Source organism: Streptomyces sp. NPDC018693 (assembly GCF_044391385.1).
In the GTDB taxonomy this organism is placed as follows: domain Bacteria; phylum Actinomycetota; class Actinomycetes; order Streptomycetales; family Streptomycetaceae; genus Streptomyces.
Map to the genome: position 1 here is coordinate 103,305 of NZ_JBIRZZ010000021.1, position 14,170 is coordinate 117,474.

Here is a 14,170-nt window from a genome sequence, read left to right on the forward strand (position 1 = left end):
GTCGGGAGTTCCAATAGGGCATCCATGTAAAAGGGATTGGGGGCTAGACCAGCAGGCGGAGTCGGCTCGTGTATCCGAGGTGCGGTGGTTCGGCAGTCTGGGGGAGCCCGGCGATGTGACCGGTTCTTCGTCGTCACAGCAGCTCCTAGACGCAGCAGTTCGAGCCGCACCACTGACTCCGTACTGTTCAGCAGTTCCTGCATCACGGGGACATGCCTCGTTGCTACAGACAGTCGGCGGGAGTAGCCGACCCACGTCAGCGAATCGGACGTCGGCCTCCGCTTTCTGGTGTTCCGGTGATGCCACTCCACCAGCACCATGCGCCTCGACGTTTCCCGGGAACAACGGGGAAGCGGCGAGCCGCAATGGTTTCTTCGCTGGCGGCCCGCCATGCCCCAGCACCGTCTGATCGCCGATCCAGGTACAGAGAAGGAAAGAGATGCACCTGAAAGTCCGTGGAAATCGCACGGGGGGACCGGGTCGAATCCTGAGCGCCCTGATGACGGTCGCGATGGCCGTCGGAATGACCGCTCTCGTGCCGTTCACCGCACACGCCGCTCCCAGTCGTGGCTTCGCCTACGTGTGGGCGAACCAGGCGTCCGCGCCGCTCAACACGCCCTACACACCGTCCGGTTCCTACAGTCGCAACTCGACCGGCGCCGTGAACTCGGTCGTCCGTACGGGCACCGGCCAGTACACCGTACGCATGCCCAGGCTGGGGATGCTCGGCGGCACCGTGCACGTCACCGCCTATGGAGCGACATCGAACTCCTGCAACGTCGCCTACTGGTCACCCGTCGGTGACCGGCTCGACGTGCACGTGCGGTGCTTCACCCCGGCCGGTTCCCGTGCCAACACCCGATTCACCGTCAGTTTCGTCAACACCGCCTATCTCGGCGGCAGGTTCGGGTACGTATGGGCCGACCAGCCGACCGCGAGCTCGTACACGCCGTCGACGACGTACCAGTTCAACTCGGCCGGAGCGACCAACACCATCACCCGGGCCGGCGTGGGCCAATACACGGTGCGGCTCCCCGCCATCGGTTCCGCGGCAGGACATGTGCAGGTGACGGCGTACGGCGATGTGTTGGCGCGCTGCAAGGTCGTCAACTGGTACCCGTCGGGAACCGCCCAGCTCGTCAATGTCCGCTGCTTCACCCTTGGTGGCGCCCTGCGCGACACACGGTTCAGCCTCACCTACGTCCGGGACAACGGCATTCTGCGCACCACGCCCGCCGCGTACGCCTGGGCGAACCAGCCGACTGCGGGCTCGTACACGCCGTCGACCGCGTACCAGTACAACTCCGCCGGTTACACCAACCGGATCACGCGCCTCGGTGTCGGCATCTACCGCGTCTGGACCCCTGGAATGCCCCTGGGCTACGGCAATGTGCAGGTGACCGCCTACGGCTCCAGCTCCGCGCACTGCAACGTGGACTACTGGACCCCAAGCACCGGCATCCAGGTGCGCTGCTACACCGCCTCCGGCACACCGGTCGACACCTATTACGACGTGTCGTTCACGCGGTAGGCAAGGCTCAAGGGCCATACGGCGAAAGTCCTGTGCCGGCCTTGCGGTCCCAGCCATGGGTGGGACCGCAAGGCCCCTGGCGTGCTCCCCCTGGAGTGGCTCGGCGCCACCACTCCAGGACTGCAGTCAGTGCGTCAGCTGAGCTGGTCATGCGGCGGTTGCTTCGGGGTCTCGTGGTTCGTAGAAGGTGCCGTCGCGGAGCATGGTGAAGAGCACGCTGATGCGGTGGCGGGCGAGGCGGAGGAGGGCTTGCGTGTGGGTCTTTCCCCGGTCCCGGCATTTGTCGTAGTAGGTGCGGGACGCGGGGTCGTGCAGGGCAGCGAAGGCGGAGAGGAACATGGCCCGTTCGAGTTGCCGGTTTCCGCCTCGGGGTGCGTGTTCGCCGTGGATCGAGGTCCCGGAGGACTTCGTTGTCGGTGCGAGTCCGGCATAGGAGGCAAGGTGGGCGGCGTTGGGGAAGCCGGTGCCGTCGCCGTCGCCGTCGCCGTCGCCGTCGCCGTCGCCGACCAGCAGAACTGCGGCGGTCCTGACCGCGACCCCCGGCATCGAGGTCAGGACCTTGGAAAGAGGGTGCTCCTCCAGCAGGGCTTTGATCCGGGCTTCCAGAGCCCGGCGCTGTTCGTGGACGGCGGCCAGGGAGCGGGCCAGGACGGGATGACGACGTCGAGGGTGCCGGTCCCGGGAACGACCACGGTCTGTTCGTCGAGCGCGTCGAAGACCTCGTCGAGCAGCCGGGCGGCCATGCGTGGGGCTTTGGGCCGGATCGCTTCGACGAGTCTGCGGCGGCCGGCTTTCCGCAGGGCGGCCGGGGAGCCGTAGCGTTCCAGCGGCCAGGTGACGGCGGGGTGGTCCAGGCGGGGGCCGAGGACGCGTTCCAGCGAGGGGTGGAACTGGGTGAGCAGGCCGCGTATCCGGTTGGAGGTGCGGGTGGCCTCGGCCGCGAGGTCCTGGTCGAAGCCGACCAGCACGGTCAGTTCGGCGGTGATCTCGTCCGTGAGCTCGAGCGAGCGCAGCGTGTGCGGCATCGTCCGGGCGGCGTCGGCGATGACCGCGGCGTCCTTGGCGTCGGTCTTCGCCTCGCCCGTAGAGATCGGCGATCCGGCGCATGGCGAGTCCGGGCAGGTAGGCGACCTGGCAGCCGGCGTCCCGTGCGACGGTGAGCGGGAGGGTGCCGATGGAGGCGGGCTGGTCGACGATGACGAGCACGGTGCCGAACTTCGCGGCCAGCTTGTCGAAGACGGCCCGCAGCTTCGGCTCGCTGTTGGGCAGCTGCTTGTCGAAGACCTTCTTGCCGGCCGGGGTCAGTCCGTGGCCATGGTGAGCGGTCTTGCCGACGTCCAGGCCGAGGAACACGCCCACCGGCGTCTGGCCCGCGAGTACGACCACCGGCCCGACAACTCCGCCTCACGCGTCTCCTGGGCCTCCACCGCGAACATGACCCGCCGCCTCACCACGCCCACCCCAACCTGGCGCGACACCCTCCAGGCGGTCGCGTGAACAGCACCGAGCTCCTGGCCGCCCTCCAGGCCCAGCAGGACGACGCCACCGCCCGGGCCGTCGAACTACGCGACCAGATCGAACACCTCACCGCCGCTCTCACCGAGACCGAAGCACGTCTCGCGGAGCTGACCACCGCCCGGAAGGTCATCTCCGAACTCGCGCCGGCCGGAGCCGAACCCGATCCGCCCGAACAGGCCACCGCCTACCAGTCCATCGTGAACGCCTTCAACCAGCACCCCGACCAGCCGTTCCGGGTCCGCGAACTGCACGAACTCCTCGGCATGGCTACCGACGATCCGGCCCTGAACGTCACCCGAAGCCGCCTTGGACGCCTCACCCGCCAAGGCTTCCTCACCCAACCCGGACGAGGCCGCTACAAGAAACGGACCTTAACGCCGCTCTTCGCGGGCTGGAATCGGCACAACCGACGGCCGCCACTCTCGCTTGATCAACCCGAACACCCACGAGTCGGAAACCTCGCCGTTCACGACGCAGTCCTCCCGCAACGTCCCTTCACGCACGAATCCGAGCTTCTCGAGGACCCGGGCAGATGCCATGTTGCGCGTATCCGTCTCGGCCTGCACGCGATTCAGGTCCAGTGTGTCGAACGCCCACCGCAGCAAGGCGTGCGCGGCCTCCGGCGCGTAGCCGTGGCCCCACATCGCTTCGCCGAGGACGTAGCCCAACGACGCGCTGCGGTAGTCCGGGTTCCATCCGGTCAGACCGCACCAGCCGACGAAGGCCCCATCAGAAGCACGGTCGATGGCCACCCGCGCCCCGGTGCCTTCGTCCTCCATCTTCCGGCACATCGCGATGAACCGCTCGGCGCGGGCCCGTTCGGTCCACGGCGGGGAGTCCCAATAGCGCAGCACATAGGCGCTGCTGTGCAGCGCGAAGAGGGGGTCCGCGTCGGCGTCGGTGAAAGGGCGCAGTCGCAGGCGAGCGGTGTGCAGTACGGGGGTGCCCAAAGTCATGCGCACCATCTTGTGTCCTCATGGGGCGGGCAGAACACCGAATATCCGATCCAGGTCCGGCCCTCATGACGAAGGCACCGCCTACCAGGAGGTCCTTCATGCCTTCAACCAGCACCCCGACCAGGCATTCAGGGTCTGCAAGCGGCACGACTATTCGGCCTGCCCACCGATGGCCCAGACACGAACGTCGCCCGCGGCCGCCTCGGGCGCCGAGGCTTCCTCACCCAACCCGGACCAGGCCACTACTAGAAACGGACTTGACGACCTCTAAGAGGCCGCTGCGCGGATGTCTGCGGTGATGACTCGCCCACGAGAGGGAGCGAGTAGCTTGCCCAGCCAGCCGTCTTCTTGTGGCGAGAGTGCCTCGATCATCGTGCGGGCTGCACAGCGTGCTTCGGCGTTGTTGTCAACACACGGGCCTCGCACGAGGCAGAGTGCCGGGGCCGGGGACCGGGGAGAGCGCGACGGACAGCTGAGCGGAGGTAAAGGGGTGGCGAAGTGTGGTCTATTTCAACAACCCCTGTCCCGGTAGCCTCACCTGTGGCCAGTAGCGCACCATCCCCCCACCCCCCAGGTTTGCGTGCCGGCGTGGACTACACCCACCTATCTCTGCCCCTAGCAGCCGGGTGACCTCGCCCGTTCGCCGCCTCTAGGAGGATCACGGTGAAAGTTCGCACCAGAAGCTCGGCGATCATCGGCGCCCTCTGCCTCGTCGCTTCCCTCGCTTTGACCACGGCGTCTGCCGACGAGCTCAGCGCCCCAGGTCAGGCGGCGAAGGTCGTGCTCAAGAAAGTGGCCACGGCCCGGAATCCATCCGCCGGCACCGCCGGTCCCGGTGGCACGGTCTGGGTAGCCGAACGCGCAGGCACGGTAAGGGCCTTGAACGATGAGGGGCTCAGCGAGCCCGTCCTCGACATATCCAGCGAGACCACCACCAACGGCGAACGCGGCCTGCTGGGCATCGCGTTCGACAAGGAGTTCGCGCACTTCTACATCTCGTTCACGAACCTCCAAGGCACCAGCACAGTGGACGAGTTCGCGGTGCGGGACGGCAAGATCCAGCCGGACACCCGGCGCACCGTCCTCACCCAGACACAGCCCTACGCCAACCACAACGGCGGCGACATCGCGTTCGGCCCCGACGGCTACCTCTACATCGCGTTCGGCGACGGCGGCTCGGGCGGCGACCCGCACGGCAACGGGCAGAAACTCGACACGCTGCTCGGCAAGCTACTGCGGATCGACCCGAGCGGCGGCAAGCCGTACGCGATCCCGCCGGACAACCCGTTCGTGGACGACCCGAACGCGAGGGATGAGATCTGGGCGTACGGATTGCGCAATCCGTGGCGGTTCTCCTTCGACGCAGGCACGGGCGACCTGCTGATCGGGGACGTCGGCCAGAGCGCCTGGGAGGAGATCGACTGGGCCCCGGCAGCCAGCAACGGTGGTGAGAACTACGGCTGGTCCCAGATGGAGGGCAACCATCCCTTCCGGGGCGGCACGGAGCCCGTGAATCACGTACCGCCGGTCTACGAGTACGACCGCAGCGGGCCTGGCTGCTCGGTGACCGGCGGATACGTCTACCGAGGCGAGGCGATCCCGGACCTCAAGGGTCAGTACGTGTTCAGCGACTTCTGCGACGGCACCGTCCGCGCTCTGCAGTTGGAGAACGGCGAGGTGACCGGCGTGAGCGACCTCGGAGTCGACGGCGGCCGGGTCGTCTCGTTCGTGCAGGGAGGCAATGGCGAGCTGTACGTCCTCGACCTGGGTGGCAGCGTCTCCCGCATCGACCCGGCGTAACGACTCGGGGATGAAGAAGGCGCTGAGCAGCGAGTGTCACCCAGGTTGGCTGGATCACCTCCGGGATCTCCGGCCCGCTTGAGGCAGCCGCCGCCCCGGCCCGAGAACCTTGACGTCCTTCGGGTGCAGACCCTGCGGTTCGGTCACGTTTGCCGGACGACGCTGAGTCAGTGGTGTGCCTTGGGGGCCATATTCGGGTCGGGGCTCTCCGTGGCAGCCGCCCAGGCCGCTGTCGACGCGCCGCCCGGGCCGGTCCCGGTTCTTCAGACGGAAGGTGAAGGACACCGACGGACGTGAGCGGCCGATGTGGCGCACCTGCTGGACGGCTTCGTCCACCTGGTCCGGTGATGCCACGCGCCCGCCCGTCCTGTTGGTGTTCAACAACGCCGTTCCCGCCGCGTCCTGGCTCAGCTCTCGGCCGCGTTTACGGCGCGGTCTTCACTCGTGCGGGCTATTCAGCGGCTTCAGCTGCGTCTTTGACCATGTGTGATGCCTAGCCTTGCAGTGACGGCGAGTGGTCAGCAGCGAGTGGCACCGTCTACGAGCCCGGGGGGTGCGGTGAAGGTCAGGGGTGTACGTCACGCGTACGGTCGTCGTGCGGTTCTGCGTGGCTTGGACCTTGATCTGCGGCCTGGTGTGCTGGCCGGGATCGTAGGGGAGAACGGCGCAGGCAAGTCCACACTGTTGAGGATTCTTTCTGGTGAGCTGCGCCCGCAGCATGGCACGGTCCGTCATGAAGGCCACTTCGGCTACTGCCCGCAGGACGTGGTCGTCAACGATGCCCTGACAGTGCGTCAGCACTTGGAGTTTTTCCGCGTCGCGCGGGGACTGCCGGATCTGCGGCATGCCGGGGAGGTCATGGAGGTGCTGAGCCTGACGGAGTACGCCGATGAGCGTGCCGGCCTGCTCAGTGGCGGGACCCGTCAGAAGCTGAACCTGACCTTGGCGCTGATGCACGACCCGCGGGTGCTGCTGCTGGACGAGCCCTACCAGGGTTTCGACTGGGACACCTACCAGCGCTTTTGGGACTTGGCCGCACGATTACGCGATGCGGACCGCTCTGTCCTTGTCGTCTCGCACCTGGCCTACGACGCCGAACGCCTGGACGAGTTGTGGCGGCTTCAGGATGGCGTCCTGCACCCCGCAAAGGCGGTGCCGGCGTGAGTCGACACCTGCGTCTGTACCTCACAGCAACCCGCTTCGACCTGGTCGAGCACGCCCGCAACAGGCTCGCCATGATCTTGGTCGCCCTGTTCATCCCCTCCTGGATCAGCCTGGCCTACGCCATCATCCCCAGCAGGACCGTGACGTTCAGGCTGCGCGCGACCGGCCGACTCCTGGCACCGGCAGGCAACCAGATCACGCAGATCACCGGCGCCATCAACGCCGTCACCCTCATCACCGCGTTCATGATGTTCGCCGTCACGTTCAACGGCGGACGCTTCGACCGCCGCCTGGCCATGGCCGGCTACCCCCGCATCCATCTCATCCTGGCCAAGACCACCTCCCTGACCATGGCTTCCGGCACCATCGCCGTCTATGCCACCGCGGTGATCTGCACCGCCTGGAGTCCGCGCCAGCCCGTGCAGCTCGCCGCGGCACTGTTCTGCGGAGCCATGACTTACGGTTCACTCGGCGTCGTCTTCGGCTCCCTGCTGCGCCGTGAAGTGGAGGGCATGTTCGCCCTGGTCATGACCAGCCTCGTCGATGTCGGCCTGCAAAGCCCTCTGGCCGGCGGTGGCACCACAAGCGCGGCCGTGCAGCTCCTGCCCACTTACGGCACCATGCAGGCCGCCACCGCCGCGGGCTTCACCCACCAATCCCTGCCCGGCGATCTGGCCGTCCAGATGCTCTGGTTCGCCGGTGCCGCGCTCCTGGGCCTGTTCGCCTTTCACCGCCGTACCAAAGACGCCCTGACCGCACGGCCATCCTTCCGTCTGCCTTGGCCACCCAGGGACCGGCAACCTGCGCGCCCGGCCCGGGCTACGTCGACGCCCCGCTGAACAAGTGTCCTGGGTGCGAGGGCTCACAAGGCGCCCTACGGGGACGCTCGCACCCGCATCGCCGAGGGAAGTCCTGGCCCCGGAAGGGAGCCGGTTGAGCAGAAAGGGCCCACAGATGCTGGTAAGGCGATGGCTGGACGCTGCGGGGATCACTGATTCCGTCCTTCGGCACTGCTACACAGTGTGCGTGCGCGAGTTGGCCGGCACCGACGGAGGGACCGCCCGCTGGCAGGGCCTGCGCAGCGCTCCCGCAGCTGCTCGGCCTCATACCGCGGCACTGCTCGCACACGGGTGTCGTGCTGATCTCTGCGTGGACAGCGGTCCGGTGGAAGACCGCCAGCGCCGCTTCACCCAATTTGTTGAGGCCACCCGGGCAGCCTTCGCCGCCGGTGGCTCCCATGACCCCGTGCTGCACGCCACGGTCCACACCTACCGGACCTTCGGTCTGCCGCTGTCGGTGGTTGAGGACATGTTCACAGCGATGCAGCGGGACCTCGACTTCCGCGACTTCGCCACCTTCACAGAACTGCGCCGATGGTGCATGCAGATGACCGGTGGCCCGATGGCCATGATCTTCCGGATGACGGGCGCCGCGACCGAACCCGCCCATGAGCTGCTGGTACGCGAGTTCTCCGTCTTCGCACAGTTGACGGATGTGCTGCGCGACCTGTCGGAAGACCTTGACGATGGGCGCCTCTACCTACCGTTGGAGGACCTCGACCGATTCGCAGTGCGCGCCGAGGACATCAAGGCCAAACGCTGGACACCGGCTGTGGCCGACCTCATCGCGTTCGAGGCCGAGCGTGTCACCGAGCAGCTGCACCAGGCCGCTGAAGCGGACCACGGTCCCATGAGCGCCCTCTGGCAGGCCCATCGTGAATATCTGGCCCTGCTCATCGCTGCGGTGCTGGCCGCAGGCCAGGACGTCCTCCACCGACCGGTGCAGCCACCCCTGGGAACGTTGCTCAATGCGTGGCGGCCCCGCATGCGGGCCGTGATCCCCTGCTGACCCGTGAAAGGACGCGCCATGTCTCTTGTTGCGATCCCCGCCGGCGCCCCATACGTTCCGCTTCTGGAGGCCGAGCTGCTTCGCTGGGTGGGCAGCGGTGACAGCCTGCTGGAACTGGCCTGCCTGGACGCTCTGTTCCCCCCGGGCAAGCTCCTGCGCCCCGTCCTGTGCGTGGAGTCGGCCAAAGCCGTCGGCAGTGGCGCCGACCAGGTGCTGGCTTTCGCGGCCGGCATCGAATGCCTGCACGTCGCCAGCCTCGTCCACGACGACATCATCGACCAGGACCCGGTACGCCGCGGGCGGGCCTCCACTGCCGAACAGTACGGCCTCGCCGAAGCCCTGACAGCAGGCGATGGACTGTCGATGGCCGGAATCGCGGCCTTGCTCAGCTCCGGCCCCGCCGAGCTTGTGCTGCACGCAGCACGCGTCACCATCGAGGCCCTGCGACACATGTGTCAAGGCATCATGCGCGAAACCGAAATCCGCGGTGACCTGACCTGCGGAGTCCCGACCGTCCTGAACATCATGCAAGCCAAGACCGCCGCACTGACCGGCGCCTCCTGCCAGGCAGGGGCGATCCTGGCCGGAGCAACCCCGCCGCAGCACCAGGCCCTGCGCCGGTACGGAGAACTGCTCGGCATGGCCTTCCAGATCCGTGACGACCTGCTTCCCTACACGGCCGAGGACCGGATCACCGGCAAGACAGCCACCAGCGACGTCGCCAACCTCCAACCCACCCTGCCCGTCCTGCTCGCCTACGAAGCCGCCGACGAAGCCGACCGCAACCGCCTGACCGCCCTGTTCCGCTGCGGCACCGACCCCCTCGCCGCACACCGGGACATCCTCGCCGTGCTGAAACGCACCGGCGCTCTCACCAAGGCGACCCGGATGGCATCCGCCTGCGCCGAACAGGCACGCGCCGAACTCACCGGCCTCCCGGACTCCACCCAGCTCGCCGAACTGGCCACAGCAGCAGTCGACCGCCAGCGCTGACAGAGCGCCACACCAAGATCGGCACACATCGACCTGCCAGGTAACCGCACCTGTGCGACGACTGCACCAACTGTCGGTGCCGACTTCACTGACGAACGGTGGAGGGCGGTCGAGCGCGTCCGCTGGGGCGCCACCCAAGAGCCCAGGCCGCCTTGGTGCGAGGACTGCGACGGCAGGCCGTCACCGACGCACAGCAAGCCTGGCCGGGCGCGCATCGGCAACACGGTCCACAATCTTCGACGAGCAGGCGCCCGGCGCTCTTCTGCTGCGCTGATCCCTTATGCCGGCGTAGGACCCCCCGGTCGAGACGCGGGTTCGCATCGGAGTTGTCCGTCCGGGCCAGGTACCGCGCTCAGTCACACTCAGCGTTAGTTGGCCATGCGCAGCGACTGTTGGCCACCTGAGTCCTACGCCACTTGGGCTGCGGCTGAGCGGCGGATCTGACCGCTGAGTGCTTGAGCTGGCCGCTTGAGCGCCGCAGTTGACCTGGCTGAACACAAGGCTGCGGTTTCAGTGGGGCGACTGGCTTGAGCGGAGTTCGGTCCGCCGCTCAGTAGCCGGGCGGGATCCGGTCCTGCGGCCCGTCAGCCACCTCTGCCGCGCCGTCCTCCATCTGTGCCCGCTTGGCCACGGCCGGGTCGGTCGAGTCCGAGACCAGCTCCGCGATGCGCAGGGTGCACTCCCACTCCGTCAGCCTGCCTTTGATCACCACCAGGTATGTCTCCCGGTCGGCGAAGCGGTACACGTGACGCCGCTTCTCGACGATACTTTTGCTCGGTACATACGTGTGGAGGGCTGCACGGAGTGCCTTCAGTGCCTGGTCCTTCGTTTCCAGCCCACGGCAGATGAACTCGGTCCTGTACACGTCGCTGTAGTACTCCGCGATCACGACCCAGTTCCCCATAACTCCCCCTCGGCGCCGTTGCCAGTCAGCCACAACTCGGCCTCCGGAGCAAGAGCCTTGCAGACCGAGGGGTGGCCTCTGTGCGAGGGCGGCGGATGGGATGAGCGGCTGACCACCGCCGGACGGGACGGGCCAAAAGTCGAGACCGCGCGACCAGCGGTTCGCCATGCACCACGCGCTGCGGCCCGTAGCAGTGCCGGTGGCGTGCCACGGAACTGGAACGGCACGCCGTACCAGCGGTGGACCCTGACGCGGTTGCAGGTGAACTCAAAGGCGAGGCGCAGCGCGTGTACGACGAGGCGGCTCTGCCCGACGAGGTCGTGAGCGCAGCGGAGGACCGGGAAGGAGGGGAGTTCGTCCACGAAAACATCTCCTCCATGGGCTTCCGCTTCAAGCGCCCGAACGGGTCCCTCGCCGTCGACGCATATGCATGGCCGGCGGCTCACTCGACTCGTGCGGACGCCTGGCGAGCGGCTGTACCGCTGCTGGCCTGCTCGCCTGGGGACGGCTGGAGCTGGTTCTGCACATCAGAAGCCGAGGCCGACGCCGCCGGCTGCGTAGGCCGCGCCGCGCGGTGCGTTGGAGAGACGAGTACGCGCACGTGCGGCGGCTCGGTTTCGTCACCGACAGCGAGCACCAGGCCGTGGACACTGGTTGCGATGCCGGTGGGGGAGTGATGGTGTCACTCGGTGCGGCGTCGGACCCACGCGCCGGACAGCCGCCGCGTCACAACGGCGCTGAGGGTGCGTATGCCGTGCGCCGAGCCCGGGTCGATACCGGTGAGCTCAGCGACCCGGCGCAGGCGGTAGTCCAGGGTGCGCGGGTGGACGTTGAGGGCCGCTGCCGCCGCGCCGCGGTTCATGTCGTGGCGGTAGTAGGCATCGAGCGTGGTCACGAGGTCCGGGCCCGGTTCCAGGCTCCGGGCCAGCGTCTGGAGCCAGTCGTCGATGAACGGCACGTCCGCGACCGCGAGTTCGACGAAAACGTCCGCCATCGTGTACGGCCGCAATCTGCGGGACGGCTTGCCCAGTGGGGCCGACTTGCTGATCCGGCGGGCCCGTTCGAGGGCGTCGGGGAGTCCGTCGAGCGGTGCGGTGGCGGTGCCGGCGGCGCAGGGGCGGCCGAGTGCCTCGGCGAAGTCCCCAACGAGGCCCGCTGCTGCGTCGGGTGCGGAGGACAGCGGTATCGCCTCGTCGGCGCATGGAACAACAGCGATGAGCTCACCGCCCCTCGTGCCGCTCTCCGGGTACCAGGCGGCCGGCACCCGGTGTGTCTTCACGAGCGTTTCGATCTCGATGTCCAGATCACGGTCGCGCAAGGGGTGGTCCGGTACGCGGATCACCGTGACGGCGCAGAATTCGGGCTGTTCCAGGTCGAGGGCGGTGGCGAGGTCCGCGGCCATGGGGTCACCGGTCAGCAGTGACCTGGCCAGCAGGGCGACCTGTTCGACATACGGCAATCGGCGGCGCAGCACCGTCACGAATCCCTGTCGGTAGGCAACGATGCCGCGGTCGCCCTGCGGGGCGAACCAGGTCATCACCTGCATGAGTTCCTCGACATCGCCGCCACGCAGGCTCTCGGACGCCTCCTGGATGTCGCGCAGCATGAGCGTGGTGTGTACCTGCAGTACCTGCTGCCGCGAATCCGAGGACATTCCGGCATTTGCCCGTAACTCGCCGATGGCCGCGATGTAGCGGAGGTCCTCGTCGGTCAGCTCGCTGTTGTCCGGGGAGAGTTCGATCGTGCGGCGCCGTAGCCACACCGAGTATTCCATCGTCTCGTCCTTGGCCCGGGGGTTGGTTTCCCACGAGCGGAACTCCGGAATCTCGCGTTGATACGTCTCGACCTCCCGGCGGGCGTTGGTCGGCGCCTGCCGGGCCAGTTCGGCGAAGAGGGTCCCCATGGGTGGGAGCCTGCCATCGCAGGTGAGCGGGCGGACAGAAGGAATCCGGACATGGTTTGTCACTTCGCGTGAATCGACGTCCTTTGCCGCGCCCGGGCATTTGTCACGGTGCGCAAATTTCCCGCACCGGGGCGGAGTTGTGCCTCGATCCGGTTGTGGAGCTGCGGTGAAGGCGGCTAAATAGGAGTCGTCAACACGCCGAAATTTGCATTCGCGGAGATCTGTGTCGCGTGTGCAATTTTCCTCGTGGCATTCGATCGAACGGGAGGGGAACACTGATGAAAGCAGGAATGAGAAAGAGACTCGCGGCGGCGGCCGCGGTCCTCTCCGTTTCCGCGGCACTGCTGGTGAGCGCGCCCGGCGCGGGTTCGGCCACCACCGCCACGCCCAGCCTGCGGGCGTTCGGGATCACCGGCGACGGCACCCTGATGGCCAAGTTCACCACCGACCGGCCGGACGTGCTCGACTGGGTCCGGGTCATCACCGGCCTCAGCGGCGACACGAGGCTGCTCGCCGTCGACCACCGGGTCCAGGACGGCCTGATGTACGGCCTCGGCGAGAAGGGCGGCATCTACACGATCAAGACACCGCCGCAGACCTCCGACGTGGTGGTCACCAAGGTCTCGCAGCTCAAAGTCCCGCTGTACGGCAACAACTTCGGCTTCGACTTCAACCCGGCAGCCGACCGGCTCCGCGTGGTCAGCGACAACGGCCAGAACCTGCGGCACAACCTCAATGACCACACCACGGTCGAGGACACGACCCTCACCACCCCGCCGCTGACCGGGCCGTCGCGGGGCGTCACCGCGTCCGGCTACACGAACAACGACCTGGTCGCCGCCACCGGGACGCTCCTGTACGGCATCGACACCACGACAGACAACCTCGTCCTGCAGGCGCCGGCCAACAACGGCACCCTGTCCACGGTCGGCTCCCTCGGCTTCGACGCGCAGTCCAACGCGGGACTGGACATCTTCAGCTACCTGACAGGCGGCAAGACGACGTCGGTCGCCGCGTTCGCCTCGCTCACCCCGTACGGTGCGAGCACCCCGACGCTCTACAGCATCAACCTGGTCACCGGTGAACCGACTCCTATCTTCCGGTTCCCGCTGAACATCACGTCCCTGGCGGTCACCCTGACGGGAAGCTGACTCTCTCCGACTTGCACGGCGGCCCGGCCGGACGGCTGTATGCCCGGCCGGCCGCACGTTCTGCTGACGCAGCGGCGGCGCAACCGCTCGGTCCGCCAAACGTTTGGCGGGCAGAGCCGCGGTGTCAGTCGCCTGGCGTCTCTTCCACGATCCTCGGATCCGCCGTTGGATTCGCACTCCCCACCGGCGCTTCGCCCGAGACTACGAGACCCTGCTCGCCAGCTCCGAGGCCGTGATCCACATCGCCTCGATCGACAACCTCACCAAGCGCACAACGGACGGGGCGACACCGCCCTGGGGAGACTTACTAGTGCCGCATCAGTCAACGTTCGCCCTGGGCGGTCTGCGACGATGACTCCGTGGACGAAGAAGTCATTCCCATTCTTCGCGTAGGGGACGCTG

General features: G+C 67.4%; 11 protein-coding genes and 2 pseudogenes. 8 read left to right on the forward strand and 5 right to left on the reverse strand.

Annotation, left to right across the window (positions count from 1 at the left end; all coding sequences use genetic code 11):
* Positions 1-499 precede the first annotated feature (499 nt).
* On the forward strand, positions 500-1,531 hold the full coding sequence (locus ACH5AC_RS34835) for a hypothetical protein (RefSeq protein WP_398866312.1): 1,032 nt from the start codon (positions 500-502) through the stop codon (positions 1,529-1,531).
* A 147-nt stretch (positions 1,532-1,678) separates the two neighbouring features.
* On the opposite strand, the pseudogene ACH5AC_RS34840 reads toward ACH5AC_RS34835, so the two are convergent.
* The 3 genes and pseudogenes from ACH5AC_RS34840 to ACH5AC_RS34850 all read right to left on the reverse strand — a co-directional run bounded on the left by ACH5AC_RS34840 (position 1,679) and on the right by ACH5AC_RS34850 (position 4,005).
* Positions 1,679-2,917: pseudogene (locus ACH5AC_RS34840) on the reverse strand (IS110 family transposase).
* 176 nt (positions 2,918-3,093) lie between these two features.
* A complete protein-coding gene (locus ACH5AC_RS34845) occupies positions 3,094-3,390 on the reverse strand; it encodes a hypothetical protein (protein ID WP_398866313.1) in 297 nt (98 codons plus the stop codon).
* Between the two features lie 30 nt (positions 3,391-3,420).
* Positions 3,421-4,005, reverse strand: a complete 585-nt coding sequence (locus tag ACH5AC_RS34850) for a GNAT family N-acetyltransferase (RefSeq protein WP_398866314.1) — start codon at positions 4,003-4,005, stop codon at positions 3,421-3,423.
* A 663-nt stretch (positions 4,006-4,668) separates the two neighbouring features.
* Here ACH5AC_RS34850 and ACH5AC_RS34855 point away from each other — a divergent pair.
* From ACH5AC_RS34855 to ACH5AC_RS34875, 5 genes are all read left to right on the forward strand, one after another.
* Complete coding sequence (locus ACH5AC_RS34855; RefSeq protein WP_398866315.1) at positions 4,669-5,805, forward strand: PQQ-dependent sugar dehydrogenase; 1,137 nt, start codon at positions 4,669-4,671, stop codon at positions 5,803-5,805.
* A 558-nt stretch (positions 5,806-6,363) separates the two neighbouring features.
* Complete coding sequence (locus ACH5AC_RS34860) at positions 6,364-6,969, forward strand: ABC transporter ATP-binding protein (protein ID WP_398866316.1); 606 nt, start codon at positions 6,364-6,366, stop codon at positions 6,967-6,969.
* Complete coding sequence (locus ACH5AC_RS34865) at positions 6,966-7,808, forward strand: ABC transporter permease (protein WP_398866317.1); 843 nt, start codon at positions 6,966-6,968, stop codon at positions 7,806-7,808. Before ACH5AC_RS34860 ends, ACH5AC_RS34865 begins: the two co-directional genes overlap by 4 nt.
* 187 nt (positions 7,809-7,995) lie before the next feature.
* Entirely contained in the window at positions 7,996-8,817 is an 822-nt protein-coding gene (locus ACH5AC_RS34870; RefSeq protein ID WP_398866318.1) for a phytoene/squalene synthase family protein, read from the forward strand.
* A gap of 18 nt (positions 8,818-8,835) precedes the next feature.
* Positions 8,836-9,810, forward strand: coding sequence for a polyprenyl synthetase family protein (locus ACH5AC_RS34875; protein ID WP_398866319.1), 975 nt, complete (start codon positions 8,836-8,838; stop codon positions 9,808-9,810).
* Between the two features lie 550 nt (positions 9,811-10,360).
* On the opposite strand, the gene ACH5AC_RS34880 is transcribed toward ACH5AC_RS34875, so the two are convergent.
* Together ACH5AC_RS34880 and ACH5AC_RS34885 are read right to left on the reverse strand one after the other, a co-directional pair.
* A complete protein-coding gene (locus tag ACH5AC_RS34880; protein WP_398866320.1) occupies positions 10,361-10,714 on the reverse strand; it encodes a hypothetical protein in 354 nt (117 codons plus the stop codon).
* 682 nt (positions 10,715-11,396) lie between these two features.
* Positions 11,397-12,617, reverse strand: a complete 1,221-nt coding sequence (locus ACH5AC_RS34885; RefSeq protein ID WP_398866321.1) for a PucR family transcriptional regulator — start codon at positions 12,615-12,617, stop codon at positions 11,397-11,399.
* A 290-nt stretch (positions 12,618-12,907) separates the two neighbouring features.
* On the opposite strand from ACH5AC_RS34885, the gene ACH5AC_RS34890 reads away from it, so the two are divergent.
* Together ACH5AC_RS34890 and ACH5AC_RS34895 are read left to right on the forward strand one after the other, a co-directional pair.
* Entirely contained in the window at positions 12,908-13,768 is an 861-nt protein-coding gene (locus tag ACH5AC_RS34890) for a DUF4394 domain-containing protein (protein ID WP_398866322.1), read from the forward strand.
* 166 nt (positions 13,769-13,934) lie between these two features.
* Positions 13,935-14,123: pseudogene (locus ACH5AC_RS34895) on the forward strand (hypothetical protein); the annotation flags it as partial.
* Positions 14,124-14,170 lie beyond the last annotated feature (47 nt).

Coding starts and splice junctions, on each gene's coding strand:
- ACH5AC_RS34850 (WP_398866314.1), bottom strand. CDS start 4,005: ATGACTTTGGGCACCCCCGTACTGCACACCGCTCGCCTGCGACTGCGC.
- ACH5AC_RS34885 (WP_398866321.1), bottom strand. CDS start 12,617: ATGGGGACCCTCTTCGCCGAACTGGCCCGGCAGGCGCCGACCAACGCC.
- ACH5AC_RS34835 (WP_398866312.1), top strand. CDS start 500: ATGACGGTCGCGATGGCCGTCGGAATGACCGCTCTCGTGCCGTTCACC.
- ACH5AC_RS34880 (WP_398866320.1), bottom strand. CDS start 10,714: ATGGGGAACTGGGTCGTGATCGCGGAGTACTACAGCGACGTGTACAGG.
- ACH5AC_RS34875 (WP_398866319.1), top strand. CDS start 8,836: ATGTCTCTTGTTGCGATCCCCGCCGGCGCCCCATACGTTCCGCTTCTG.
- ACH5AC_RS34890 (WP_398866322.1), top strand. CDS start 12,908: ATGAGAAAGAGACTCGCGGCGGCGGCCGCGGTCCTCTCCGTTTCCGCG.